The 25,934-nt window shown below is 64.4% G+C and carries 19 protein-coding genes; 11 read left to right on the top strand and 8 right to left on the bottom strand.

Annotation, left to right across the window (positions count from 1 at the left end; genetic code table 11):
- The first annotated feature begins 10 nt into the window (after window positions 1-10).
- The 6 genes from P6U28_RS33670 (at window position 11) to P6U28_RS33645 (ending at window position 7,320) form a co-directional block, all read left to right on the top strand.
- On the top strand, window positions 11-1,561 hold the full coding sequence (locus tag P6U28_RS33670; protein ID WP_407120587.1) for an AMP-binding protein: 1,551 nt from the start codon (window positions 11-13) through the stop codon (window positions 1,559-1,561).
- Between the two features lie 281 nt (window positions 1,562-1,842).
- Complete coding sequence (locus tag P6U28_RS33665) at window positions 1,843-3,441, top strand: ABC transporter substrate-binding protein (protein ID WP_407120586.1); 1,599 nt, start codon at window positions 1,843-1,845, stop codon at window positions 3,439-3,441.
- Window positions 3,442-3,479: 38 nt separating this feature from the next.
- Window positions 3,480-4,427: an ABC transporter permease gene (locus P6U28_RS33660; RefSeq protein WP_122406169.1), complete on the top strand. Its 948-nt coding sequence runs from the start codon at window positions 3,480-3,482 to the stop codon at window positions 4,425-4,427.
- 9 nt (window positions 4,428-4,436) lie between these two features.
- Window positions 4,437-5,330, top strand: a complete 894-nt coding sequence (locus P6U28_RS33655) for an ABC transporter permease (protein WP_122406170.1) — start codon at window positions 4,437-4,439, stop codon at window positions 5,328-5,330.
- Window positions 5,330-6,337: an ABC transporter ATP-binding protein gene (locus P6U28_RS33650; protein WP_407120585.1), complete on the top strand. Its 1,008-nt coding sequence runs from the start codon at window positions 5,330-5,332 to the stop codon at window positions 6,335-6,337. The genes P6U28_RS33655 and P6U28_RS33650 overlap by 1 nt, the downstream gene beginning before the upstream one ends.
- Entirely contained in the window at window positions 6,334-7,320 is a 987-nt protein-coding gene (locus tag P6U28_RS33645) for an ABC transporter ATP-binding protein (protein ID WP_407120584.1), read from the top strand. The genes P6U28_RS33650 and P6U28_RS33645 overlap by 4 nt, the downstream gene beginning before the upstream one ends.
- 149 nt (window positions 7,321-7,469) lie before the next feature.
- Here P6U28_RS33645 and P6U28_RS33640 read toward each other — a convergent pair whose 3' ends face one another.
- The 7 genes from P6U28_RS33640 to P6U28_RS33610 all read right to left on the bottom strand — a co-directional run bounded on the left by P6U28_RS33640 (window position 7,470) and on the right by P6U28_RS33610 (window position 16,342).
- Window positions 7,470-9,446, bottom strand: a complete 1,977-nt coding sequence (locus tag P6U28_RS33640) for an acetyl-CoA carboxylase biotin carboxylase subunit (RefSeq protein ID WP_407120583.1) — start codon at window positions 9,444-9,446, stop codon at window positions 7,470-7,472.
- Entirely contained in the window at window positions 9,443-11,059 is a 1,617-nt protein-coding gene (locus P6U28_RS33635; protein ID WP_407120582.1) for an acyl-CoA carboxylase subunit beta, read from the bottom strand. The genes P6U28_RS33640 and P6U28_RS33635 overlap by 4 nt, the downstream gene beginning before the upstream one ends.
- 114 nt (window positions 11,060-11,173) lie before the next feature.
- On the bottom strand, window positions 11,174-12,040 hold the full coding sequence (locus P6U28_RS33630; protein ID WP_122406175.1) for a 3-keto-5-aminohexanoate cleavage protein: 867 nt from the start codon (window positions 12,038-12,040) through the stop codon (window positions 11,174-11,176).
- Window positions 12,041-12,239: 199 nt separating this feature from the next.
- Window positions 12,240-13,040, bottom strand: a complete 801-nt coding sequence (locus P6U28_RS33625; protein WP_407120581.1) for a helix-turn-helix domain-containing protein — start codon at window positions 13,038-13,040, stop codon at window positions 12,240-12,242.
- Window positions 13,041-13,248: 208 nt separating this feature from the next.
- Entirely contained in the window at window positions 13,249-13,902 is a 654-nt protein-coding gene (locus P6U28_RS33620) for a glutathione S-transferase family protein (protein ID WP_122406177.1), read from the bottom strand.
- Window positions 13,902-15,065 (bottom strand): acyl-CoA dehydrogenase family protein, encoded by a 1,164-nt coding sequence (locus tag P6U28_RS33615; protein WP_407120580.1) that lies wholly within the window; start codon window positions 15,063-15,065, stop codon window positions 13,902-13,904. The genes P6U28_RS33620 and P6U28_RS33615 overlap by 1 nt, the downstream gene beginning before the upstream one ends.
- A 140-nt stretch (window positions 15,066-15,205) precedes the next feature.
- The gene (locus P6U28_RS33610; RefSeq protein ID WP_407120579.1) at window positions 15,206-16,342 is read right to left on the bottom strand and encodes an acyl-CoA dehydrogenase family protein; all 1,137 of its coding nucleotides are present in this window, start codon (window positions 16,340-16,342) and stop codon (window positions 15,206-15,208) included.
- 268 nt (window positions 16,343-16,610) lie between these two features.
- On the opposite strand from P6U28_RS33610, the gene P6U28_RS33605 reads away from it, so the two are divergent.
- Both P6U28_RS33605 and P6U28_RS33600 read left to right on the top strand, forming a co-directional pair.
- Window positions 16,611-18,161 (top strand): acyl-CoA synthetase, encoded by a 1,551-nt coding sequence (locus P6U28_RS33605; RefSeq protein ID WP_407120578.1) that lies wholly within the window; start codon window positions 16,611-16,613, stop codon window positions 18,159-18,161.
- A gap of 72 nt (window positions 18,162-18,233) precedes the next feature.
- Window positions 18,234-19,457 (top strand): ABC transporter substrate-binding protein, encoded by a 1,224-nt coding sequence (locus P6U28_RS33600; RefSeq protein WP_407120577.1) that lies wholly within the window; start codon window positions 18,234-18,236, stop codon window positions 19,455-19,457.
- A 183-nt stretch (window positions 19,458-19,640) separates the two neighbouring features.
- Here the strand turns inward: P6U28_RS33600 and P6U28_RS33595 are convergent, their stop codons facing one another.
- Window positions 19,641-20,402 (bottom strand): helix-turn-helix transcriptional regulator, encoded by a 762-nt coding sequence (locus P6U28_RS33595; protein ID WP_162500514.1) that lies wholly within the window; start codon window positions 20,400-20,402, stop codon window positions 19,641-19,643.
- A 187-nt stretch (window positions 20,403-20,589) separates the two neighbouring features.
- Between P6U28_RS33595 and P6U28_RS33590 the strand changes: the two genes are divergently transcribed.
- From P6U28_RS33590 to P6U28_RS33580, 3 genes are all read left to right on the top strand, one after another.
- On the top strand, window positions 20,590-22,854 hold the full coding sequence (locus P6U28_RS33590) for a marine proteobacterial sortase target protein (protein ID WP_407120576.1): 2,265 nt from the start codon (window positions 20,590-20,592) through the stop codon (window positions 22,852-22,854).
- A 129-nt stretch (window positions 22,855-22,983) separates the two neighbouring features.
- A complete protein-coding gene (locus tag P6U28_RS33585) occupies window positions 22,984-23,553 on the top strand; it encodes a class GN sortase (protein WP_122406184.1) in 570 nt (189 codons plus the stop codon).
- A gap of 140 nt (window positions 23,554-23,693) precedes the next feature.
- Complete coding sequence (locus P6U28_RS33580) at window positions 23,694-25,910, top strand: acetate--CoA ligase family protein (RefSeq protein ID WP_407120575.1); 2,217 nt, start codon at window positions 23,694-23,696, stop codon at window positions 25,908-25,910.
- Window positions 25,911-25,934 lie beyond the last annotated feature (24 nt).

The raw sequence follows: 25,934 nt of genomic DNA, 5'->3' as shown, positions 1-25,934 counted from the left end.
CGGAGGATAGATGTACACTGGTCGCCACGCCCGCCTGCGCCCGCTGCAGCCCGCATTCATCATGGCGGCGACGGGCGAGACCGTCACCTATCGCGAGCTCGAGGCACGCAGCAATCGCCTGGCGCATCTGTTCCGCAAGCACGGCTTGAAGCGGCTCAATCACTACTCGATCTTCATGGAGAACAATTCGCGCTACCTGGAGGCCTGCGGCGCGGGTGAGCGCTCCGGGCTCTACTACACCTGCATCAACTCCTTCCTGACGCCGGGCGAACTCGCCTATCTCCTCGTCAACAGCCAGTCGAAGATTTTGATCACGTCGCTGGCCAAGCTCGCAATCGCGCGTGAGGCGATTCAGGCCTGCCCCGACGTCAAGCTCTGCATCGTCGCCGATGGTCCGGGCGAGAGCGAACGTATCGTCGGACTTGCGGACGTGACCGCGGACATGCCGACAACACCGATCGCGGATGAATGGCTCGGTACCGCCATGCTCTATTCATCCGGTACGACCGGACGGCCGAAGGGCATTTTACGGCCCCTTCCGGAAGAGCCGCCGAAGCACAATCTGCCGCTGTTCGATTTTCTGACCAAGCTTTGGCACTACCGCGAGGGCATGGTCTATCTGTCGCCGGCGCCGCTCTATCACTCCGCGCCGCAGGCCGCAGTGAACCTCACGATCCGCATGGGCGGGACCGTCATCGTCATGGAGAGTTTCGATCCAGAACGTTACCTCCAGCTCGTCGAGCAATGGGGCATCACCCACACGCAGCTGGTGCCGACGATGTTCTCGCGCATGCTGAAATTGCCGGAGGAGGTGCGTGGCCGCTACGACCTGTCCTCGCTGGAGATCGCGATCCACGCCGCGGCGCCCTGCCCGGCCCTGGTCAAGGACGACATGATCAAATGGTGGGGACCGATCATCCACGAATATTACGGCGCCACCGAGGGCCTCGGCTTCACCGCCTGCAACAGCGAGGAATGGCTCGCTCATCGCGGCACCGTCGGCAAGGTGCTGCTCGGCGACCTCCACATTCTCGACGAGAACATGCGGGAGTGCCCGGTCGGCACCCCGGGCCAGGTCTGGTTCAAGACCGCCTCGCCGTTCGAATATTTCAACGATCCCGAGAAAACCAGGGAGGCGCGCTCGGCCGACGGCAGCATGAGCACGGTTGGCGACGTCGGCTATGTCGACAAGGACGGCTTCCTCTACCTCACCGATCGCGCGACCTTCATGATCATCTCCGGCGGGGTGAACATCTATCCGCAGGAATGCGAGAACCTGCTGATCACCCACGCGAAGGTCGCCGACGCCGCGGTGTTCGGCGTGCCCAATGCCGATCTCGGCGAAGAGGTGAAGGCGGTGGTGCAGCCGATGCCGGGCGTGGTGCCGGGGCCGGCTCTCGCCGAAGAGCTGATCGCGTTCTGTGCAAAATCGTTGTCGCGACAGAAGGTGCCGCGCTCAGTCGATTTCGAGAAGGAACTGCCGCGGCTGCCGACGGGCAAGCTGTACAAGCGGCTGCTCAGGGACCGGTACTGGGGGAACAAGGCGTCGCGGATCGTGTGAGGGGCGCCGCAAGCTCCACTGTCGTCCCGGAGAAGCGCGCCTCAAGCGCGCGCCGATCCGGGAGGACGGCGGAGCATGGGGATAGGACTGCACATAACGTCAGCGCGGGAACCGCTACTTCGCACCTGCACTCGCACATTGTGAAAGTGTGAAGAAGCCTGCGGCCTTACGTCATCCAAATTGCCAAGGCCGCAAAGAGCCTTGCCCGTTGCCTCGCTCCATCTGCCTCGCTATCGTCTGACAAACAGGTCGCAAAAGGCCGAGGTCCAGGGAGGATGAGCATGCGGAGCGTGTGGGCGCTCGCCGCAATGGCGGCGCTATCTGTGCTGACGGCCTCGACCGCCACGCGCGCCGGCGAGCCCAAGCAGGGCGGTATCCTGCGGATGTATCACCGCGACAGTCCGGCCAACGCATCCATCCTCGAGGGCGCGACCTACTCGGTCAACGTGCCGTTCATGGGCGTGTTCAACAACCTCGTCATCTACGATCAGCACATCGCGCAGAACAGTCCTGATACGCTCCGGCCGGAGCTCGCCGAAAGCTGGTCCTGGAGCAGCGACAACAGGAAGCTGACGTTCAAACTGCGCCAGGGCGTGAAATGGCATGACGGCAAGCCATTCACGTCGGCCGACGTTAAATGCACCTTCGATCTCCTGATGGGCAAATCGCAGCAGAAGCTGCGGCAGAATCCGCGCAAGGCCTGGTACAGCGAAGTCAACGAGGTCACCACGAGCGGCGATTTCGAGATTTCCTTCGACCTGAAGCGGCCGCAACCCTCGCTGCTGGCGATGCTCGCGTCCGGTTACACGCCGATCTACCCCTGTCACGTCTCGCCGGCGGAGATGCGCACTCATCCGATCGGAACCGGACCGTTCAAATTCGTCGAGTTCAAGGCCAATGAATCGATCAAGCTGACGCGAAATCCGGACTACTGGAAGAAGGGCCTGCCTTATCTCGACGGCATCGAGTACACGATCATCACGAACCGCTCGACCGCGATCCTCGCTTTCGTCGCCGGCAAGTTCGACATGACCTTTCCGACGCACATCACGATCCCGCTGCTGAAGGACATCAAGTCGCAGGCGCCGAACGCGACCTGCGTCGTCGAGCCAACCAACGTTTCCACCAACATCATCGTCAATTCGACCTCGCCTCCGTTCGACAACATCGATATCCGCCGGGCGATGGCGCTTGCGCTCGACCGCAAGGCGTTCGTCGACATTCTGTTCGAGGGCCAGGCCGACATCGGCGGCACCATGCTGCCGCCACCGCAGGGCATCTGGGGCATGCCCAAGGACAAGCTCCAGACCATTCCGGGCTATGGGCCCGACGTCAACGCGAACCGCGAGGAAGCCAAGAAACTGATGCAGAAGGCGGGCTACGGTCCGGACAAGCATCTCGCGGTGAAGGTCTCGACGCGCAATCTCGCGGAATATCGCGACCCCGCGGTGATCCTGATCGACCAGCTCAAGAGCATCTATATCGACGGCGAGCTCGATGTCGTGGAAACCGCAAACTGGTTTCCGAAAGTCGCGCGCAAGGACTACATGCTCGGCCTCAATCTGACCGGCAGTTCCGTCGACGATCCCGACCAATCGTTCTACGAGAACTATTCCTGCGGCTCGGAACGGAACTACACCAATTACTGCAACAAGGAGATCGAGAAGCTGTTCGACGTGCAGTCGCAAGAGACCGACGTCAGCAAGCGCAAGCCACTGGTGTGGGATATCGACAAGAAGCTGCAGGAGGATGTCGCCCGCCCGATCATCTTCCATGCACGGGCCGGCACCTGCTGGCAGCCCTATGTCAAGGGCGTCACGATCATGTCGAACAGCTCCTACAACGGCTTCCGCTACGAGGATGTGTGGCTCGACAAGTAGCGTCAGGCTAAAGATCAGCGGCTCGACGGAGGCACGTGATGTTTGCCTATCTGGTGCGGCGCCTGTTCCTGATGCTCGTGACCCTGTTCGGGATCTCGGTCGTCATCTTCTTCCTGCTGCGCATTGTGCCCGGCAACATCGTCGATATCCTGTTCGCCGCCGCCGGCTATGTCGATCCGGCCGACAAGGCCGAGCTCGAGAAACAGCTCGGCATCGACCAGCCATTGGTTGCGCAGTATCTGCACTGGATCGGCGGCTTGCTGCGCGGCGATCTCGGCTACTCCTATGTCTCCGAAAAGCCGGCGCTTCAGGAGATCCTGCCACGGATCCCGATCACCGCGCGGCTCGCCGGGCTGGCGCTGCTGTTCTCGGCATCCATCGGCATTCCGCTCGGCGTCATCAGTGCCGTGAAGCAGGGCACAAAGCTCGACTACGCGCTGCGCGTCGTCAGCCTCAGCGGCTTGTCGCTGCCCTCGTTCTGGCTCGGCCTTCTGATCCTCACCGCGTCGGTGGCGATGTTCGGCCAGATGCCGATCTTCAACCCGAATCCGAAGACCTGGCTCGAGGCGTTCGCGACCTATGCCGTGCCGGCCGCCGCCGTCGGCTTCCGCAGCGCGGCACTGACCATGCGCATCACGCGCTCCTCGATGCTGGAGGTGCTGCGGCAGGACTATATCCGCACCGCGCGCGCCAAGGGCGCCTCCGATGCGGCCGTGAACTATCACCACGCGCTCAAGAACGCGATCCTGCCCGTGATCACCGTGATCGGCATCGAGGCGGCGTTCCTGATCGGCGGCCTGATCGTCACCGAGACCGTGTTCAATATCCCCGGTGTCGCGCGATTCCTGGTGGAGGCGATCCGCTGGCGCGATTATCCGATCGTGCAGAACCTCGTGATGTTCATCGCCGTCGTGGTGGTGTTCGCGAACTTCACCGTCGACATGCTCTATGCGGTGTTCGACCCGCGGATCCGGTACTCGGAATAGGAGATCAGCTTGGCCGCGATCGACTATGATCTCGAACTGAGGCGGGCCGGCGCGCATGCAACCGGCGGCTGGCGGCGCGTGCTGTTCATGGCGCAGCGGCATGTGCTGGGCGCGGCCGGGCTCGTTATCATGACGGTGTTCGTGCTGACGGCAATCTTCGCCGACTTCATCGCACGCTACGATCCCCTGACGGTCGATTCGGCCCGCGCGCTGGCCCGCCCGAGCCTGGCGCACTGGATGGGCACCGATTCCTTCGGCCGCGACGTGTTCAGCCGCATCATTCACGGCGCGCGGATCTCGCTCGCGGTCGGGCTCGGTTCGACCGCGCTCGGCGGCACCATCGGCGTGATCGTCGGCCTCACCTCGGGCTATCTCTCGGGCTGGGTCGATCTCGTGTTCCAGCGCGTCTCCGACGTTCTCCAGGCTCTGCCGCTGCTGGTGCTGGCCCTGGTCATGACGGCGGCGCTCGGCCCCTCGCTGCCCAATGTGATCATCGCCATCGCCATTCCGCTGATCCCGACGGTCGCGCGCGTCATCCGCGCCAACACGCTGGCGCTGCGCGAGCAGCCCTTCGTCGAAGCCGCAAAGTCGATCGGGATGAGCGAGATGCGGATCGCGCTGCGCCACGTGCTGCCGAACACGCTGGCGCCGCTGATCGTGCTGGCGACGGCGCAGCTCGGCTCGACCATCCTCACCGAAGCCTCGCTGTCCTTCCTGGGCCTCGGCATTCCCGAACCCTATCCGTCATGGGGGCGCATGCTCTCCGAATCCGCCGCCGAATATGTCCGCACCGCGCCGTGGCTCGTGATCTTCCCAGGCATCGCGATCAGCCTCGCCGTATTCGGCGCCAATCTGTTCGGTGATGCCCTGCGCGACATCCTGGATCCGAGGCAGCGCGGCTGATGGCGGACAAATCCGATCTCGTGCTCGAGGTGAAGAACCTGAAGACGGTGTTCTTCACCAACTCCGGCCTCTTCAAGGCCGTCGACGATCTCTCCTTCAGCGTGAAGCGCGGCGAGACGCTGGCGATCGTCGGCGAGTCCGGCTGCGGCAAGAGCGTGACCGCGCTCTCGCTGATGCGGCTCGTGCCCGATCCGCCCGGCCGCATCGTCGGAGGCTCCGTCTCGCTCGAAGGCACCGACCTGCTGGCGCTGGATGAAACGCAGATGCGCAGGGTCAGGGGCAACCGCATCTCCATGATCTTCCAGGAGCCGATGACCTCGCTCAATCCGGTGATGCGGATCGGCGACCAGATCGTCGAAGCCGTGCGGCTGCACCGGAACATCTCGGCGAAAGAGGCCCAGAACATCGCGGTCGAGATGCTGCGGCTGGTGCGCATCCCCGAGCCGGCGCGGCGCTCGCGGGAGTATCCGCACCAGCTCTCCGGCGGGATGCGCCAGAGGGCGATGATCGCGATGGCGCTGGCGTGCCGGCCGGCGCTGCTGATCGCGGACGAGCCGACCACCGCGCTCGACGTCACCATCCAGGCGCAGATCCTGGCGCTGATGCTCGACCTCCAGAAGGAGCTCGGCACCGGCCTCGTGCTGATCACGCACGATCTCGGCGTCGTTGCGCAGACCGCGCAGCGCGTGATCGTGATGTATGCCGGGCGAAAGGTTGAGGAGGCCAGTGTCGAAGCGCTGTTCGCCTCGCCGAAGCATCCCTATACGCGCGGGCTGATGGCCTCGATCCCGGCCGTCCCCGCATCCGGTGTCCCTGCGCAGGCGCGGCTGAACGAAATTCCCGGCACGGTGCCATCGCTGGTGCGGCTGCCGAAGGGCTGCGCTTTCGCGCCGCGCTGCAAGCTCGCCATCAAACGTTGCGAGGCCGAATATCCACCCTTGGCGGACTGGGGTGGCGGCCATCTCGCCGCCTGCTGGCGCGCGGAAGAAGTCGCGGAGGTGGCATGACCGCGACGCTGCTCGAAGTCACCGATCTCAAAAAGCACTACCCCGTGCGCGCCGGCGTGCTGCGGCGGCAAGTCGGCACCGTGCATGCCGTCGACGGCGTCTCGTTCGCGCTTGGAATCGGCGAGACGCTGGGTCTCGTCGGCGAATCCGGCTGCGGCAAGTCCACGGTGGCGCGCAGCGTGCTGCGGCTGGTCGAGCCGACCTCTGGCCAGATCCGCCTCGACGGCGAGGACATCACCCATCTATCGAAGACCGCGCTGCGTCCGCATCGCCGCTCGATGCAGATCGTGTTCCAGGACCCGTTCGCCTCGCTCAATCCGCGCATGACTGCAGGCGATATCGTCGGGGAGCCGCTGGCCGTGCACGGGCTTGCGAGCGGCAAGGCGCTGGAGACACGGGTCGCAAGGCTGTTCGAGCAGGTGGGGTTGCGGCCCGACCAGATGCGCAATTTCCCGCATCAATTCTCCGGCGGCCAGCGCCAGCGCATCTGCATCGCACGCGCGCTCGCGCTCGAGCCGCGCCTGATCGTCTGCGACGAGCCGGTCTCCGCGCTCGACGTCTCGATCCAGGCGCAGGTGATCAATCTCCTGATCGACCTGCAGCGCCAGCACGGTTTCTCCTATCTCTTCATTGCGCACGATCTTGCCGTGGTGGCGCATATCAGCCACCGCGTCGCCGTGATGTATCTCGGCCGCATCGTCGAGATCGCCGACAAGGACGAGCTGTTCCGCAATCCCAGGCATCCCTACACGCAGGCCCTGCTCGCCTCGGTGCCGATCGCCAACCCGCTAGCGAAAAAGCTCACGCCGCTGGTCGATGGCGATGTGCCCAGCCCGGTCAACCCGCCCTCCGGCTGCGCGTTTCACACCCGCTGCCGGTTTGCGATGGAGCGGTGCAAGACGGAGCGGCCGGCGCTGGTCGACGCGGGCGACGGGCATCAGGTGGCGTGCTTGCTGAACGAGGGGACGGGTCGGAGCCAATAGCTCCACTGTCGTCCCCCGCCCCTTGTCAGAGCGGAGTTTGAGGCAGCATCTCGCCCCATCGTCATTGTGAGCGCAGCGAAGCAAATCCAGACCGTTACCGCGGAGGGATTCTGGATTGCGTCGCTACGCTCGCAATGACGAGCTTGGCATCAGCCCGCCTCGATCTCCACCACGATCCTGCCCGTGGTCACCTGCTCACCCTCGGTGACGTCGATCGCGGCGACGACGCCGTCGATGCCGGCCTTGTGGACGTGCTCCATCTTCATCGCTTCCAGGGTCAACACCGGCTGGCCCGCGGTGACGCGGTCGCCGGGCTTGACCAGCACGGCGACGACGCGGCCGTTCATGGCCGCGCGGACCTTGCCATCGCCGCCATTGGCTGCGGCCGCCTTCGGCGCGGCGAGGGTGAGATCGGTGATCGCCAGCGGGATGCCGCGGTGCTGGACGTAGAGGCGATCGCCATCGCGCAGGAATCTTGCGCCGTCCATCACGCCGTCGTGGCGGAAGCGGATGGAATCGGGATCGAGCTGATCGATCTCGAACCTGTCCTGACGTCCATCGACGACGACACTGTAGCTGCCATCGCGCTCGCGCGTGACTTCGAGCTCGTATCTCTCGCCGGCGATCTCGATTTTCGCCGGCAGCGGAAAGGTGGCCGCGAGACTCCGCCCGCCCTGCCGCGACGGCGCGCGTGGGTTGGTGACGTAGAGCAGCAGGCCCGCCAGCGCCACGTCGAATGCCGCGTTCGCGCGCGCTGTCAGCAGCTCGTCGCGATGCGCACTGATGAAGGCCGTCGTCGCCTCGCCTTTGGCGAAGCCGGGATGACGCAGGCAGGACATCAGGAACGCCTGGTTGGTGGTCACGCCAAACGCGGTGAGCTGCTCCAGGCCGACGATCAGCCGCCCCCTCGCCTCCTCGCGCGTGGTGCCGTGGCTGATCACCTTGGCGATCATGGAATCGTAGAACGGTGGAATCTCCGAGCCCGATTGAAGCGCGTGCTCGACACGGATACCGTCGGGCACCTGCCAGCGCGCCATGCGGCCGGACTGCGGCATGAAATCTTGCGCGGCATCTTCCGAGCAGAGGCGGACCTCGATGGCATGGCCTTCGAAGCGGATGTCCTGCTGCTTCACGGGCAACGGCTCGCCGCGCGCGATGCGCAGCTGCAGTTCGACGAGATCGAGCCGGGTGATCGCCTCGGTCACGGGATGCTCGACCTGCAGGCGCGTATTCATCTCCATGAAATAGAACTCGCCGCGTGCATCGAGCAGAAACTCCAGCGTGCCGGCGCCCTCGTAGCGCAACGCCTTCACCGCGGCGACAGCGACGTCGCCCATCTTCGCGCGCAGCTCGGGCGTGACGGCGGGAGACGGCGCCTCCTCGATCAGCTTCTGGTGGCGACGCTGCACCGAGCAGTCGCGCTCGCCGAGATGGATCGCATTGCCGTGGCTGTCGCCGAACACCTGGATCTCGATGTGTCGGGGATTCTGGATGGCGCGTTCGAGGATCACGGTGGGATCGCCGAACGCCGCCTTCGCCTCGGAACGCGCACTGCGCAGCGCATCGGGAAACGAGGCCGCATCGGTGACTAGCCGCATGCCGCGGCCGCCGCCACCCGCGACCGCCTTGATCATCACAGGGAAGCCGATCTTTCCGGCTTCCGCGAGCATGACTTCGTCGCCCTGCTCAGTGCCCTGATAGCCGGGGACGATGGGTACGCCGGCCTTCTTCATGATCTCCTTGGCGCCGGCCTTGTTGCCCATCGCCTCGATCGCCTGCGGCGAAGGGCCGATGAAGACGAGGCCGGCATCCTTGCAGGCGCGCGCGAACTCCTCGTTCTCGGCGAGGAAGCCGTAGCCGGGGTGAACGGCATCGGCGCCGCTCGCCTTCGCCGCGGCAATGATCGCGGGGATGTTGAGATAGGATTGCACCGGCAAGGCTTCACCGATGCGCACGGCCTGGTCGGCCTGGTGCACGTGGAGGGCATCGCGATCGGCATCCGAGTAGACCGCGACGACGCTCAAGCCCAAGCGCCGCGCACTGCGCATCACGCGCAATGCGATCTCGCCGCGATTGGCGACCAAAACCTTGAAGAACGGGCGGTGCAGCACTGATCCGTTCCTCATGGGCGGGCCACCGAGAATTGCATGCGCTGGGGCGTGCGTGCGTCGCCTTCGCGGCAGACCGCGAGCACCTCCGACAATACCGCGCGGGTATCGCGCGGATCGATCACACCGTCGTCGAGCACGCGCGCGCTGGTCGAGAACACGTCCATCTGGCCGTCGAACACGCCGATGATCTCGGCCTTCATGGCGTCGAGCCTGTCCTTTTCGATCGGCTTGCCGCGCCGGGCTGCGGCGGCTTCCGTCACGATCGCCATGGTTTCGGCGGCCTGCTCGCCGCCCATCACTGCGGTCTTGGCATTGGGCCAGGAAAAGCAGAAGCGCGGATGGAAACCGCGGCCGCACATGCCGTAATTGCCGGCGCCGAACGAGGCGCCGCAATAGATGGTGATCTGCGGCACCGTCGCCGAGGTCACGGCCTGGATCATCTTCGAGCCGTGCTTGATCATGCCGGCTTCTTCATAAGATCTGCCCACCATGTAGCCGGTGGTGTTGTTGAGATAGAGCAGCGGCGTGCGGGTCTGGCAGCAGGCCTGGATGAAATGCGTCGCCTTGTTGGCACCGGCGGGATCGAGCGGCCCGTTGTTGGTGATGATGCCGATCGCCTGCCCCCCGATGCGGGCGTGGCCGCAGACCGTAGCCGGGCCATAATTCGGCGCCATCTCGGTGAAATCGGAATCGTCGACGATGCGGGCGATCACCTGCTTCATGTCGACCGGCCGCTTGTGGTCCATCGGCATGATGCCGAGCAGCTCGTCCTGATCGTAGCGCGGCGGCTTGAACTCTGGAGCCGCCCTGCCCGGCCGCTCCCATTCCATCGCCGCCATGATCTCGCGGGCAATGCGCAAGGCATCGCGGTCGTCCTCGGCGAGATAATCGCCGAGGCCGGAGATTTGCGTATGCATCTCGGCGCCGCCGAGCTCCTCCTCGGTCGCGATCTCGCCGGTCGCGGCTTTCAGCAGCGGTGGCCCGGCAAGGAAGGCACGGGTACGGCCACGCACCATGACGATGTAATCGGATAGGCCGGTCTGATAGGCACCGCCCGCGGTGGAGGAGCCGTGCGTGACGGTGACGACCGGCAGCCCTGCCGCCGACAGCCGTGCCAGATTGCGAAAGATGTTGCCGCCGCGGACAAAATCCTCGACGCGGTAGCGCAGCAGATTGGCGCCGGCACTTTCGACGAGCTGGACATAAGGCAGCTTGTTCTCCAGCGCGAGCTCCTGCACCCGCAGTGTCTTGTCGAGGCCGTAAGGCTGCAGCGCGCCGGCGTCGATGCCGGAATCACTGGCGCTGACCATGCAGCGGATGCCCGAGACGAAGCCGATGCCGGCGATGACGCCGCCGCCGGGCACGCTCTTGTTGGGATCCGGCACGTCGAACATGTAGCCGGCGAGTGTCGACAGCTCGATGAAGGGCGCACCGGGATCGAGCACCAGCGCGACGCGCTCGCGCGGCAGCAACTGGCCGCGCTTGTGGAAGCGGTCCTTCGCTGCAGCCGATGCGGCCCGAGTGCGCTGTTCCAGCGCGCGCATGCGGTCGATCAGCGCAAGCATGCCGTCGCGGTTGGCGAGGTAGGCGGCGCCGCCGGGGGAAATGGTGTTTTCGAGAATGGACATGACTCTATCCTGCTCGTCATTGCGAGGAGCGAAGCGACGAAGCAAATCCAGACTATTTCCACGGAGAGATTCTGGATTGCTTCGCTTCGCTCGCAATGACGGGTGAGGCGATACCTACCTGTTCGTCCCAAAGATCTTCCGCGCCTCGGCCGGGCTGGCGATATCGCGGCCGGCGCGCCGCGCACAGGCGGCGACCGCTTCGATGAGCTGACCGTTCGACGTCACCTTCTTGCCGTCGGCGAGATAGAAGGTGTCTTCCAGCCCGGTGCGCAAGTGACCGCCGAGCTCGGCGCAGCGCTGATGCAGCGGCCAGATCTCTTCGCGGCCGATGGCGGTGACCTGCCAATGCGCCTCAGGGTGCTTCAGCTTGATCAGGATCGGCAGCAACTCGGGATCGGCAGGCATACCGGACGCCACACCCATCACGAAATTATATTCGAGCGGGCCCTTGTACATGCCGACCTGGGTGTACATGCCGACACAGCGGACAATACCAACGTCGAAACATTCGAACTCGGGGATGGTCCCGACCGCGTTCATGACGTCGAGATAGTCCTTCACCTTCTCGACCGCGTTGTCGAACATCATCGGCGGCCAGGCCCAGGTGTTGTCGGCCTTCACCTTCAGATAGTTCAGCGAACCGGCGTTGCAGGCGGCGATCTCCGGTTTTGTCTCACGGATACAGTCGAGCGCGCCGGAGTAGTTCGGCCCTGATACGCCCGAGGTGTGGTTGATGATGACGCCGGGACAGGCCTCGCGGATCGCATGCTGAATCTCCTTGCTGACCGCGACCTCCCAGGACGGCAGATGTCCCTTGCCCGGCGCCTGCTGGCGCAGATGGATATGCATGATGGACGCGCCGGCCTCGAAGGCAGCCTTGGCCTCGCGCGCCATCTGTTCGGGCGTCACGGGCACGTTGTGCTGCTTCGGATCGGTGAGCACGCCGTTCAGCGCGCAGGTGATGACGGCCTTGTCGCTCATGCCAAAAGTGTCTCGCACGTTGGGAATTCAACGGTTGCGATCATGTGACGCGCGACATGCGGCTTCTTGCGCGGAGAAGCTGGAAAAAACGAGGACTCGCAGGGCGGGCAAAGGCGCTCTTGCGCCGTGCCCACCACATTTCGGTGTTTGGAAAAGATGATGGGCATGCTTCCGCTTTGCCCATCCTACGAGAGCAGCGCTAGCTTGCCTCCGCCATCCGCACCGTCTCGGTGCTGCGGTAGATCGCGAGGTCGCGCGAGCCGACGAAGATCGCGCGCGGCTTCAGGCCGTAGAAGCGGCGGATCGAATGGCTGAAATGGGTGCTGTCGGGATAGCCGATGTCCTGCGCGAGATGGGCGAGGTTGAGGTCCTGGTTGGCGAAGTGCAGCAGATGCCGCGCACGCTTCCAGGCACGGAACGAGCGGAACGAGATGCCGGTCTCCTCCTTGAACAGATGCAGGAAGCGCGAGGCGGAGAGGCCTGCTTCGGCTGCGCAGGTATCCGCCGTCACCGGCTCGCCGGAGAAGCGCTCGATGCGGGCGACGGCGCGCATCACACGCGGATCGAGCACGCGGCGCGGCAACGCTTCGCCAAAGCACATCTCGTCGAATTCGGCGGTGGTGATGTCGCCGTAGCGGCGCCGGCGCAGCAACGCGTAGGCGGCAAGGATCTTGCGGGCATAACCGGCCCGATCGGGTCCGGTCAGCCGTGCGGCCAAAGCCTCGATCACGCCATCCGGCATGCTTTCCGGCTCGAGGGTCACGCTGATCACGGTGCGGTAGTCGCTGGCAATGGAATGCCGCTGGTTCGGCAGGGTGACGAGCAGTTCGCCGGTGGCGAGGACGTCGTCGATCGTCAGGTGCAGATTGCCCTTCACCGCCACATAGACGTGGCAGCAGCCAGGCGTCCTCTTGCGGGGGCGGCCCAGTAGGCCGGCATAGAATACCCGCTCCGGCGTGATCAGCATCAGATGGTCGGATTCGCGACCTTTATCTTCCATTGGGGTCCTCCTCGCGCGGCTCTCTGGCCGCTGCGGACGGAGGTCACCTTAGCGGAAATTTGGGCGCTGTCACGATAGGATAGCGCTGTCATGGAAACAGCGCCGTCGTTCCGGGGCGGTCCATTGGACCGAACCCGGAACCTCGAGGATTCTCAGGCGCAACGGCGCACCGGAGTTCGATGCTTCGCATCGCCCCGGAACGACAATCTCAACGCACGCGTGGTGCAACATTCTGCTCGTTTCCGGCCTTTTGCTCAGCAGCAACCGCGCGCCTGAAGCCGTCGCGCTGCTGCAGGCGCGCCCAATAGGCCGCGACATTTGGCCCAAAATCCTTGGCGAGACCGATGCTGTCGGCGAGGCGCAGCGCATAACCGATGACAATGTCAGCGGCAGTGAAGCGGCCCGCGCACAAGTTTTCGGCATTGGCCGTGGCGGCCTCGACCGCGCGCAGTCTGCCCAGGAACCATTTTGCGTAATCGGTGGCGACCTGCGGGTTGCGGCGCTCCTCCGGTTCGAGTTGGGTGTATCTGAGCACCAGCGTTTGCGGGAAGGTTAACGTGGCGTCGCTGAAATACATCCAGTTCAGGAACGTGCCATAGGCGGGATCTTCCGGTCCCACCATCAGCGGCGTCGGGCCGTATGTGATGCCGAGATAATGGCAGATGCCGGAGGATTCGGTCATCCGCGTCTCGCCGTCGATCAGGAAGGGGATGGTCCCGAGCGGATTGAGCGCAAGATAATCCTTGGCGAACACCCGCGGCGGGAACGGCAGCATCTTCAATTCATAGGGCAGCCCCATCTCCTCCAGCATCCAGAGCGGGCGGAACGAGCGCGCGGCGTCGCAGTGGTAGAGTGTGATCATCAAGCACTTCCTTTGCTGCCGGGCAGCGTGCCCATCATCTTGCACAGGACCATCAGCATGACCTCGTCGGCACCACCGCCGATCGAGGTCAGGCGGCTGTCGCGATAGGCGCGGCTGACCGGCGTCTCGTTGGTAAAGCCCATTCCGCCCCAATATTGCAAGCAGGCGTCGGTGAGCTCGCGGCCGAGCCGGCCAGCCTTCAGCTTGGCCATGGTCGCGAGCCGCGTCACGTCCTCGCCCGCGACCAGCTGCTCGCCCGCGCGATAGATCAGCGCGCGCAGCAGGTCGACCTCGGTCTGCATCTCCGCAAGCTTGAAATGGACGACCTGGTTGTCGAGGATCGACTTGCCGAAAGCCTGGCGATTGCGGGTGTACTCTATGGTCTGATCGATGATGTATTCGTGCGCCTTCAGGCAGGCCGCGGCACCCCAGAGCCGCTCCTCCTGGAACTGGATCATCTGGTAGGTGAAGCCTTTGCCCTCCTCACCGATCCGGTTGCGCTTGGGCACGCGGACATTATCGAAGAAGATCTGCGCGGTGTCGGACGAGCGCATGCCCATCTTGTCGAGCTTTCGCGCGACAGTGACGCCCTTGCTCTTCATGGGGACGCAGATCAGAGACTTGTTGCGGTGAACCGGCCCGTCGCCGGTGTTAGCGAGCAGGCAGATCCAGTCGGCCTGCGTGCCGTTGGTGATCCACATCTTGCCGCCATTGATGACGTAATCGTCGCCGTCGGAACGCGCCTGAGTCTTGATCGAGGCGACGTCGGAGCCGGCGCCCGGCTCGGAAACGCCGATGCAGGCGACGAAATCGCCCGAGATCGACGCCGCCAGAAACTCGCGCCGCACCTCGTCCGAGCCGAACCGCGCCAGCGCGGGCGTCGCCATATCGGTCTGCACCCCGATCGCCATCGGCACGCCGCCGCAGGTGATGGCGCCGAGCTCCTCGGCCATCATCAGGGCGTAGGAGTAGTCGAGGCCGGAACCGCCGAACTCGACCGGCTTGTTCAGGCCGAGGAAGCCGAGGCTACCCATCTTCTTGAACAGCTCGTGCGCCGGGAAGATGTCGGCCTTCTCCCATTCGTCGACATGAGGATTGATCTCGTTCGCGATGAATTTTTGCAGGGAACGGCGGATGTCGTCGTGGTCGGCGGTGAATAGCATTCTTTCCCCTTTGTCATTCCGGGGCGCGCGAAGCGCGAACCCGGAATCCAGAGACTAGGTCCTACAAGATCGAGATTCGCAGGTGCGCAAGAGCGCACCATAGTTCGACGCTTCGCGTCGCCCCGGAATGACGGTGAGCGTCATAACCCCATCTGCCTCGACGCCAGATCCTTCATGATCTCCTCGGTGCCGCCGCCGATGGCGTTGACCTTGACCTCGCGGTAGATGCGCTCGGCCTTGATGCCGCGCATGAAGCCGGCGCCGCCGAAGATCTGCACGGCCTCGGAGGCGCAGAACGCCATGGTCTGCGTCGCCTGGTTCTTCATCATGCAGATTTCGGCGACCGGGCTTTCGCCCTGCTCGAGCCGCCAGGCCAGCATTTCCAGCATCGCTTGGGAAGCGGCGACCTTCTGCGCCATGTCGACGATCTTGTGCCTGATGACCTGGTGCTGCGCGAGCGGCTTGCCGAAGGTGTTGCGCTCCTTGGCATAGGCGATCGCCTCGTCGAGGCAGACACGCGCGAAGGCGGTGCAGCTCGCCGCCATGCCCATGCGCTCGCTGTTGAAATTCTGCATGATGATCTTGAAGCCGTGCCCCTCCTCGCCGATCAGGTTCTCGGCCGGTACGCGGCATTCGTCGAAATGCAAGGTCGCGGTGTCGGAGGCCCACCAGCCCATCTTCTTCAGCTTCGCCCGCGACAGGCCGGGCGTGTCGCCCTCGATCAGGAGCAGGCTGACGCCGCCGGCGCCCTCGCCGCCGGTGCGCACGGCAACAGTCAGGTAATCGGCGCGCATCCCGGAGGTGATGAACGTCTTCTCGCCGCTCACGACGTAGTGATCGCCGTCGCGGCGCGCCCGCGTCCGGAGGTTTGCAACGTCCGAGCCGCCGCCCGGCTCGGTGATCGCAAGCGCGGAGATCTTCTCGCCTGACAGCACCTGCGGCAGCACACGTGCCTTCACCTCGGGCCGCGCCGCACGCGCGATCGGCGGCGATCCAATCGTATGGCTCATCAAGCTGGCGCTGATACCGCCGGCGCCGGCTTGCGCCAGCTCTTGGCTGGCCACGATCTTCATGAACTGGTCGGCGGCGATCCCGCCATATTCCTCGGGAAATCCGAGCCCCAACAGACCGATCTCGGCCGCTTTGTGGTAGAGCGCGCGCGGGAATTCGCCGGCCTCGTCCCACTCGTGGGCGAAGGGCGTGATCTCCTTCTCGACGAAGCGGCGCATGACGCCGCGGAAGGCGTCATGCTCGGCGGTATAGAACGGACTCTTCATCGCACAGGTGCCTAGTGGAGGGAATCGTCCCGACAACCATGGCCGGAACCTTGGCAGCTCACTTGCGCGGAGTGGCTGACTGGAGCCGGCGCTCCGGGCAAGGCAGCAACCTAGCCACTCAACGCAAGACGATTTTCGCCGCTCGCAGGCCAACTCTGGCGCAAAAAAGTTGCTGCACAGACTCCGGCTGGCCCCCAGGGCCACGCCGGGCATGGTGCATGGGCAACAAAGAAAAGAGGGCGCACAAGACCGCCCGAGGGAGGAATTCTTGGCCATTCGTTACTACGACTGGATCGCCCATCATGGACGCCGCGCGCCGAACAAGGTCGCGCTCATCGATCTCGCGAGCGAGCGACGCTTCACCTATTCGCAGCTGGATGCCCGTGTCTCGCGCCTCGCCTCGTTCCTGCGCCACACGCTCAACGTCTCGCGCGGCGATCGCGTCGCAGTGCTGGCGTTAAACACGACCGATACGCTGGAGGTGCAGTTCGCTTGTGGCCGGTTGGGTGCCATCTTCGTGCCGCTGAACACCCGCCTCACCGTTCCCGAGCTTCAGTTCATCACCGGCGATTGCGCGCCGAAGGTGATGATCCACGATATTGATCTGGCCGAGACCGCGCAGAGCGTGGCGAAGCTTTGCGGGGTTACGACGAACCTGCTGCTTGGTCCGGGCGGCACCTATGAGGCCGGCATCGCCGCCGCAAAGCCGCTGGGCCGCGCCGAGGAGGTCACGCTCGATGATATCTCGACCATCATGTACACCTCGGGCACGACCGGACATCCGAAGGGCGCGACCATCACCCATGGCATGACGTTCTGGAATTGCGTCAATCTCGGCGGCCCCGCCTGCATCGGTCCGTCCTCGGTGCTGCTCACCGTGCTGCCGTTGTTCCACACCGGCGGCCTGAATTGCTACACCAATCCGGTCCTGCACGCAGGCGGGACCGTGATGATCATGCGCGCATTCGATCCCGGCACGGCGCTCGGCCTAATCAACGATCCCGCGCAGGGCATCAACGTGTTCTTCGGCGTGCCCGCGATCTATCAGTTCATGGCGCAGCATCCGGCCTTCGCGACTACCGATCTCAGCCGGCTGATCGTCGGCGGTGTCGGCGGCGCACCGATGCCGGTGCCGTTGTTGAAAGTCTGGGAGGCACGCGGCGTCGCGCTGCAGCAGGGCTATGGCATGACCGAGACCTCGCCGGCCGTGCTGGTGCTCGACCGAGAGGATGCGGCGCGCAAGGCCGGCTCCGCCGGCAAGCCGGTACTGCACACCGAGGTGCGCGTCGTCCGCCCCGATGGCAGCGACGCCGATGTCGGCGAGCTTGGCGAGCTCTGGGTCCGGGGGCCGAACATCACGCCGGGCTACTGGAACAGGCCGGAGGCGAACAAGACATCCTTCACCGATGGCTGGCTGCATACGGGCGATGCCACGCGCGTCGACGATGAGGGTTTTTACTACATCGTCGACCGCTGGAAGGACATGTACATCTCGGGCGGCGAGAACGTCTATCCGGCTGAGGTCGAGAACGTCCTGCACCAGCTCACCGCGATCGCGGAAGCCGCCGTGATCGGTATTCCCGACGTGCAATGGGGCGAGGTGGGCCTTGCCATCGTCGCGCTCAAGCCCGGCCAGAAGCTGACCGAGGCCGACGTCTTTGCGCATTGTGCGGCCAATCTGGCGCGCTTCAAATGCCCGCGCCAGATCCGCTTCGTCGATGCGCTGCCGCGCAACGCCACCGGCAAGATCCACAAGCCGACCTTGCGCAAGCAGTTCTCGATGACTTCCGAAGTCGACAAGAAAGTCGCCAACGCCTGAAAGAAGCGCCCCTCACGAGCGCTTTTCTTTTTTGAAGTGCCTGCCCCACCCCACAAAAGCGAAGGTATTTCCATGAAGAACAAGAAAATCGCCTTACTCGCCGCGGCGACGGCCCTGACCTTGCTCTCGGTTCAGAGCGCCTCTGCGCAGAAGAAGTACGACACCGGTGCCAGCGACACCGAGATCAAGATCGGCAATGTCGAGGCCTATTCGGGCCCTGCTTCCGCCTACGGCGTCATCGGCAAGACCGAGGAAGCTTATTTCAAGATGATCAACGACCAGGGCGGCATCAACGGCCGCAAGATCAACTGGATCTCCTACGATGACGGCTATTCGCCGCCCAAGACCGTGGAGCAGGTCCGCAAGCTGATCGAGAGTGACGAGGTGTTCCTGGTGTTCAACGCGCTGGGCACGCCGACCCAGACCGCCGTGCAGAAATATCAGAATGCCAAGAAGGTGCCGCAGCTCTTCCTCGCCACCGGCGCCAGCAAATGGAACGACCCGAAGAACTTTCCCTGGACCATGGGCTTCCAGCCGAGCTATCGGGTCGAGGCGCGGATCTTCGCGAAATATATCCTGCAGGCGAAGCCGGATGCCAAGGTCGCCATCTTCTATGCCAACGACGATTTCGGCAAGGACTACGTCGCCGGCATCAAGGAGATCTTTGGCGAGAAGGCATCTTCGCTGATCGTGGCGGAGGAGAGCTATGAGACCACCGAGCCCTCGATCGATTCCCACATCGTCAAGCTGAAGGGCACCGGCGCCAACGTGTTCGTCAACATCTCGACGCCGAAATTCGCGGCACAGGCGATCAAGAAGATCGCCGAGCTCGAATGGAAGCCGATGCACGTGATGACCGACGTGTCGATCTCGATCGGCGCGGTGATGAAACCCGCGGGGCTCGACGCGTCGGAAGGCGTGCTGTCGGCGACCTATCTGAAGGACGCATCAGACCCGCAATGGAAGGATGATGAAGGCATGAAGAAATTCCTCGCCTTCATCGACAAGTACATGCCGGGCGCCAACGTCTCCGACACCAATCTCGTCTACGGCTATGCCGCTGCTCAGACCCTGGTGCAGACCTTGAAGCAGTGCGGGGACAATCTGACGCGGGAGAACGTGATGAAGCAGGCCGCGAACCTGAAGGACTTTGCGCCCGATACGCTCATCCCGGGCATCAAGATCAATACCAGCGCCAACGACTTCGCGCCGATCGAGCAGCTCAAGATGATCCGGTTCAAGGCTGGTCAATGGGAGCTATTCGGCGACATCATCAGCGCCGAAATCGGAGGCTAAAGCATGATCCGGAAAAGTGCGAAGCGGTTTTCCGGAAAGATCATGCGTAAACAACAAGCTAAAGCGCGATGACGATTCATCCAAATCTCATCGCGCTTTAGTCCGGACCGGTTGAATACGCCCCCTGCCAGATAGCGGCCGAAAAGGCCGCTATCTTTTCAAGTGAGCGAGGTCGAGGCGAGGTTATGCCGGCAGGAACAGCGCGAACGGCTCATCCACCGTGCGGCGCAGGTGCTTTCGGTACAGCTCATAGTTGGCATCGCCGGACGCGACCCGCCCGAGGGACGGCTTCGCAACGTTCCTGATCGGTACATAGGCGATGGGTGCAGCGATCGGCGTCAACTGCGAGCCGGGGCCGGCGCGGAGCGTCGAGATGATGCCGTACATCTCGCCGGAAACCGTCGGGCGCGACACCGTGATCACGCGATGCTGGCCGTGCTTGATGATGACGAGGTAGATGAAGCCGGACTGATGGGGCACGGCGACCTCGCCGGTGTGCTCATAGGCGGCATCGGTCCGATCGCCCTCGCGGAAGACCAGCGACGAGACCTTCGGCTCCCAGACGATCTCGGTGCGATAGGCGAAGATCGCATCCTTGTCGCCGAAGGAGGGCCGCAGGGTGACGTAGACGTCCTCGAGCCAGGTGACGGCGCGATGCGCATAGGAGCCGAGGCTGTCGGGCGCGACATCGTTTTCGGCGGGAGGCGTCACGACGACGGCGTTCTTGCGCAAGGACACGCCCAGCGCTTGCTCCAGACGGACCGTCGTTGCCAGCGTGAACGGCCGGCGGCCGCCTAAAACTTTCTCCAGCGTCGACAGACTAAGCTTGGCCTGCTCCGCCAGCGCCTGCCGGGAGATCCGGCGTCTGGCCAGCTCCTCGCGAATGGTTTCCGCGATCTCGCGGCTCTGCTCGTCTGAAAGCTGCTTGTCGGCCTGCGTCTGCATCGTCAACCCTGCCTTGAGAGTCCCATCCTAGCAGGGCGGACAAAGCAGCACAAAACCGCACATGGCCACCCCGGCGGAAGCAAGTCCGGGCCGGCCGGGGCGGAACATTGCCGATCATTCTGCTCGCGAAAAGGTGCCCTGCCGGCGGATGTTGAGAGCCAGCAAACACGCTTCGGGAGCAAGCCAAATGGACACCTACGACACGGCGGAGAGCGACGAACACCCCCTGTTGAGCCGGCTCATCAAGGTCGGACTGTTCCTTCTCGCACAGAGCATCGCAGTGATGCTGGTCGCCGTCCTGGCGCTGCTGGTGAGCTTCGGGACGAGCTGGTCGGCAACGACCGAACAGGCCGGCCTGCTCCAGCCCGGCGACGCGAGATCCGGCAGCCTGCTGCTGAAGGAAGACGGCGCCTATGCCGAGGCGATCCGCCTTGGCACGGACCTCGATATCACGGTATCGGGCCCGACGCTGCGCGCGCGCGTCACCCAGGTGTTTCGCAACCCGACCAAGGATTGTGTCGAAGCCACCTATGTCTATCCGCTCGCGACCGATGGCGCCGTCGACACGCTCAAGATGGTGGTCGGCGACCGCGTCATCGTCGGCGACATCAAGGAGCGGCAGCAGGCGCGCGTGATCTACGAGGAGGCGCGCCGCGCCGGCCGGAAGGCCGCGCTGACCGAGCAGGAGCGGCCCAACATCTTCACCAACTCGGTCGCCAATATCGGCCCCGGCGAGACCGTGCTGGTGCAGATCGAATATCAGGAGCCGGTGCATCAATCCGGCAATGAGTATTCGCTGCGCCTGCCGCTGTTGGTCGCTCCGCGCTACAATCCAGCGCCGATCGTGCAGAGCGTCGACTTCCGCAAGGACGGCTCGGGCTGGGGCGCGACGACATCGGATCCCGTGCCGGATCGCGACCGCATCTCGCCGCCGGTGCTGGATCCTGCCAGGAACGCGCCGGTCAACCCGACCAGCATCACGGTGCGCCTGAACGCCGGCTTTGCGCTCGGCGAGGTCAAGAGCCACCATCATAACGTTAAGATCGAGAGCCCGGACAACACGACGCGCATCGTCACGCTTGCTGATGGCGCTGTCCCTGCCGACCGCGATTTCGAGCTGACCTGGAAGCCGACCCCGGAGAAGGCACCGTCGGTCGGCCTGTTCCGCGAGCATGTCGGCGATGCCGACTACGTGCTCGCCTTCGTCACCCCGCCGAGCGCCGAGCAGGCGACGCAGAAGCCGCTGCCGCGCGAGGTCGTGTTCGTGATCGACAATTCCGGTTCGATGGGTGGCACCTCCATCGTCCAGGCGAAGGCGAGCCTGCTCTATGCGCTCCGCCGCCTGCAGCCGAATGATCGGTTCAACGTGATCCGCTTCGACGACACCATGGACGTGCTGTTTCCGGCCTCCGTGCCGGCGGATGCCACCCATGTCGGCGAGGCGACCTCGTTCGTCGGCGCGTTGCAGGCGCGCGGCGGCACCGAGATGGTGCCGGCGATGCGCGCGGCGCTGACCGACGAGCTCGGCGATACCAATATGGTTCGCCAGGTCGTGTTCCTGACCGACGGCGCGATCGGCAACGAACAGCAACTATTCGATGCGATCACGACGATGCGCGGTCGCTCGCGCGTGTTCATGGTCGGCATCGGGTCGGCGCCCAACACCTATCTGATGACCCGTGCCGCCGAGCTCGGCCGCGGTGCCTTCACCCATATCGGCTCCGTCGAGCAGGTGGAGGAGCGCATGCGCGGCCTCTTCGCCAAGCTGGAAAATCCGGCGGTGACCGGTCTCAGCGCAAAATTCTCCGACACCAAAGCCGACGTCACCCCGGCGATCATTCCGGACGTCTATCGCGACGAGCCCTTGGTGCTGGCGGCCAGGCTCGACAAGCTCGCGGGCTCGCTCGAGATCAAGGGCCGCGTCGGCGACCGTCCGTGGTCGGTGACGCTGCCGCTGCAAAACGCCGCCGAGGGCAAGGGCCTGTCAAAGCTCTGGGCCAAGCGCAAGATCAGCGATGCCGAAGTGGCGCGCACCTTGCGCGAGATGACGCCAGAGGAAGCCGACAAGGCGATCCTGGCGCTGGCGCTCGATCATCAGATCGTCACGCGACTGACCAGCCTCGTCGCGGTCGACGAGACACCGAGCCGTCCTGAGGGCGAACCGCTCAAGCTCAGCGACCTGCCGATCAATCTTCCGGCCGGCTGGGACTTCGAGAAAGTGTTCGGCGAACGGCCGCATCCGACGCCGACGCAGCTGCGCGAACGTCATGCCGATGCGCGCGATCAGCCGGCGGCACGACGGCCGACACCCGCCGCACCCGATGCGATCCGCCTGCCCAAGACTGCAACCTCGGCCGAGCTGAAGATGATTGCAGGCCTGATCCTGATCGTGCTCGCCCTGACCCTGTTCGTGTTCAAACGGCGCCGGTCCTTGCTCACCGACGCCGCTTGAGAGAGGAGCATCCCCGAACTCCTCTGTTAGCGCGCGCGGCTGCCCGTCCCGTACAACGGCCGCGCGCGCCTTTTTTGATCGTCATTGCGAGGAGCGAAGCGACGAAGCAATGACGGGAGACGAAACACAATGCCCCGCCTCATCTCTCCCCTGCTATTGGCGCTGATCGGCCTCATCCTGTTCGGCGACGGCGCCTATATCCATGCCAAGGCGTGGTTGGCGCAGGTGTTGCTGGAGCAGGCATTCGACAGGAGCATTGCGACGGGCCAGGCGGTGAAGCCATGGTCGTGGGCCGACACCTGGCCGGTGGCGCGCATCGAGGTCAAGCGGATCGGCGCCAGCGCCATCGTGCTGGAAGGCGCGAGCGGACAGGCGCTTGCTTTCGGGCCCGGCCATGTCCAGCACACGGCTGATGCTGGCGAACGCGGAACTGCTGTCTATGCCGCGCATCGCGACACTCATTTCCGCTTCCTGCGGAATGTTGCCATGGGTGACGTCATCGACGTCACGCGCAGCGACGGTCGACATTTTCGCTATCGCGCGGATTCGTCGGCCGTGGTCCGCTTCGATGCATCGGGTATCGACGCCGCGGCACAAGGTTTCGGGCTTGTCCTCGCGACCTGCTGGCCGTTCGACGCCGTGACCTCTGGTCCCGAACGCTACGTCCTGCATGCGACATTGATTGGAGCCGACAGATAGATCGCCGATCGGACTGACACACACCGATGCGCACTTCATTCCACCACACGGCATACCAGCCACACGGTTGCCACTCCGAAGGACTCGCCATAGAACAGAGTGACGCGCCACCAAAGAACAACAACAGGTGAGGTCACGCCATGGAAGCCCGTGTGTCTGCTGCGTCCGCGTCCCGCGTATGGTCTCCGCCGCCAGATGCCAGCGACATCGTCAAGGGAATCCACGCAATGCTGCACCCGCACAACATCGTGTTGGTGGGCGCGACCGATAAGCCCGGCAATTATGCCGAGCGCATCTGGAACAATCTGGTCAAATACGGCTTCGAGGGCGGGCTCTATCCGGTCAACGCCAAACGCGAGATCATCTGGGGCGTTACCTGCTACAAGGATTTCGCGAGCCTTCCGGAAAAGCCCGACCACGTCCTGGTGCTGGTACCGGCGCGCTTCGCCGTGCAGGTGATCCGCGATGCTGCCGCGGCGGGCGCGCGCTCGGCCACCATCGTCACCTCAGGCTTCAGCGAGCTGCAGGATGACGAAAGCCAGAGGCTCGCCGCCGAATTGCAGGCCGCGATCCGCGAGACGGGCCTCGCCGTCACCGGCCCGAACTGCCTCGGCAACTTGAGCGCCGGCGAGAAGCTCTTCACCAATATCGACGACCGCATCGTCACCATGGAGCAAGGCGCGGTGGCGATCGCAGGCCAATCCGGCGCCATCGTCATGGCGATCCGCCAGGCGCTGGAGGATCGCGGCGTCGGGGTCGGCTACATGGTGACGACAGGCAACGAGGCCGGACTCGAGACGCCCGACCTCATGCGCTATTTCGCCGAGGATCCGAGCATCAGGGTGATCGTGGTCTACCTCGAAGGCGTGCGCAACACCAGGGCGTTCCGCGATGCCTGCAAGGCGGCGCGCGCCGCCAGCAAGCCCGTGATCGCGCTCAAGCTCGGGGTATCAGAGGGTGGCCGCGCCGCGGCGATGGCCCATACCGGCGCGCTGGCGGGCTCGATCGAGACGTTTGACGCGATCGCCACACGCGAAGGCGTGATCAGGGTTGGGGGCCTCGACGAGCTGATCGAGACCACCGAATGTTTCGTTCATTCTGCCGTGCCGAAAGGTGACCGGCTCGCGGCCGTGACGCTGTCCGGCGGCAAACGCGGCATGCTGATCGACGCCTTCTACAAGGAAGGCCTGAACTTCGCGCCGCTAAGCCCGCATGTCAGCTCGGAGCTGGCAAAAATGCTCGGGCCGGGCTCGATCGTCGGCAATCCGCTCGACGCCGGCTTTGCCGCCGTCGTCGATCCCTCCGTCTACATGAAATCGATCAAGCTGATGATCGACGATCCCGATATCGACATCGTCATCATCGATGCCGAGCTGCCGAAGGTGCCGCACGAGCTGCGCGAGCGGAATTTGCGCATCGTCAACGAGATGGCGAGCCGGGCCGCAAAGCCCGTGATCTATGTCAGTGCGATGTCGATCGGCTTCACCGCATTCACCAAGAGCCTGCGCAAATCCCTGCCCCATCTTGCGGTCATGCAGGGCATGGACCGCGCGGTGACCGCGATCAAGTCGCTGCTCGACTACGCGAAGTTGCGCAAGGAGGTGCCCGACATCGTCTCCAGCTCTAAACCCGCCGCGCGTGCCGTGCTGGAGAAGGCATTGAGATCGGCGACTGGCGCCGCACTCGACGAGGTCGCCTCGAAGAAGCTGCTGAAGGTCTACGGCATCCCGATCTCGAAGGAGGCGATCGCACAGACCGCGGCGGAAGCCGCGACGATTGCCACGCAGATCGGATTTCCGGTCGTGGCAAAGGTCGTCAGTGCAGAGATCCTGCACAAGTCCGACATCGGCGGTGTGGTGCTGGATCTCAACAGCGCGGCCGAGGTGAAGAAGGCGTTCGCCGACATCACCGCACGGGTCAAGAAGCTGAAGGGCAAGCCGAAACTCGATGGCATCCTGATCGCACAGCAGGTCAAGGCCGAGCTCGAGCTCGTGGTCGGCGCTTCGCTCGATGCCGAGATGGGGCCGGTGGTGCTGTTCGGCACCGGTGGCATCGACATCGAGCTGATGAAGGACGTCGCGCTCGCCGGCGCGCCGCTGGATGAGGCCGAGGCGCGGCTGCTGATCGGCCGCACCAAGGCCGGGATCAAGATGCGCGGCTATCGCGGCAGGCCGGCTTTGCATGAGGCGTCGGCGGTGAAGGCGCTGGTCGGGCTGTCCAATTTGATCGCGGATGCCGGCGACCGGATCGCCTCGGTCGACATCAACCCGTTCCTGATCAACACCAGGACGGGCGTCGCGGTCGATGCGCTGATCGTGCTCAACAACGCCGCGGCAAGACGCGCGGCCGGGCACTGAAGGGGGCGGTCGGGTTAGCGGCAG

Source organism: Bradyrhizobium sp. STM 3561 (assembly GCF_045571455.1).
Lineage (GTDB): Bacteria > Pseudomonadota > Alphaproteobacteria > Rhizobiales > Xanthobacteraceae > Bradyrhizobium > Bradyrhizobium vignae.
Note: the sequence above shows the minus strand (reverse complement) of the source record. Positions and strands in the feature narration are given on the sequence as shown.

Coding starts and splice junctions, on each gene's coding strand:
- P6U28_RS33670 (WP_407120587.1), top strand. CDS start 11: ATGTACACTGGTCGCCACGCCCGCCTGCGCCCGCTGCAGCCCGCATTC.
- P6U28_RS33665 (WP_407120586.1), top strand. CDS start 1,843: ATGCGGAGCGTGTGGGCGCTCGCCGCAATGGCGGCGCTATCTGTGCTG.
- P6U28_RS33660 (WP_122406169.1), top strand. CDS start 3,480: ATGTTTGCCTATCTGGTGCGGCGCCTGTTCCTGATGCTCGTGACCCTG.
- P6U28_RS33650 (WP_407120585.1), top strand. CDS start 5,330: ATGGCGGACAAATCCGATCTCGTGCTCGAGGTGAAGAACCTGAAGACG.
- P6U28_RS33645 (WP_407120584.1), top strand. CDS start 6,334: ATGACCGCGACGCTGCTCGAAGTCACCGATCTCAAAAAGCACTACCCC.
- P6U28_RS33640 (WP_407120583.1), bottom strand. CDS start 9,446: ATGAGGAACGGATCAGTGCTGCACCGCCCGTTCTTCAAGGTTTTGGTC.
- P6U28_RS33635 (WP_407120582.1), bottom strand. CDS start 11,059: ATGTCCATTCTCGAAAACACCATTTCCCCCGGCGGCGCCGCCTACCTC.
- P6U28_RS33630 (WP_122406175.1), bottom strand. CDS start 12,040: ATGAGCGACAAGGCCGTCATCACCTGCGCGCTGAACGGCGTGCTCACC.
- P6U28_RS33625 (WP_407120581.1), bottom strand. CDS start 13,040: ATGGAAGATAAAGGTCGCGAATCCGACCATCTGATGCTGATCACGCCG.
- P6U28_RS33620 (WP_122406177.1), bottom strand. CDS start 13,902: ATGATCACACTCTACCACTGCGACGCCGCGCGCTCGTTCCGCCCGCTC.
- P6U28_RS33615 (WP_407120580.1), bottom strand. CDS start 15,065: ATGCTATTCACCGCCGACCACGACGACATCCGCCGTTCCCTGCAAAAA.
- P6U28_RS33610 (WP_407120579.1), bottom strand. CDS start 16,342: ATGAAGAGTCCGTTCTATACCGCCGAGCATGACGCCTTCCGCGGCGTC.
- P6U28_RS33600 (WP_407120577.1), top strand. CDS start 18,234: ATGAAGAACAAGAAAATCGCCTTACTCGCCGCGGCGACGGCCCTGACC.
- P6U28_RS33595 (WP_162500514.1), bottom strand. CDS start 20,402: ATGCAGACGCAGGCCGACAAGCAGCTTTCAGACGAGCAGAGCCGCGAG.
- P6U28_RS33590 (WP_407120576.1), top strand. CDS start 20,590: ATGGACACCTACGACACGGCGGAGAGCGACGAACACCCCCTGTTGAGC.
- P6U28_RS33585 (WP_122406184.1), top strand. CDS start 22,984: ATGCCCCGCCTCATCTCTCCCCTGCTATTGGCGCTGATCGGCCTCATC.
- P6U28_RS33580 (WP_407120575.1), top strand. CDS start 23,694: ATGGAAGCCCGTGTGTCTGCTGCGTCCGCGTCCCGCGTATGGTCTCCG.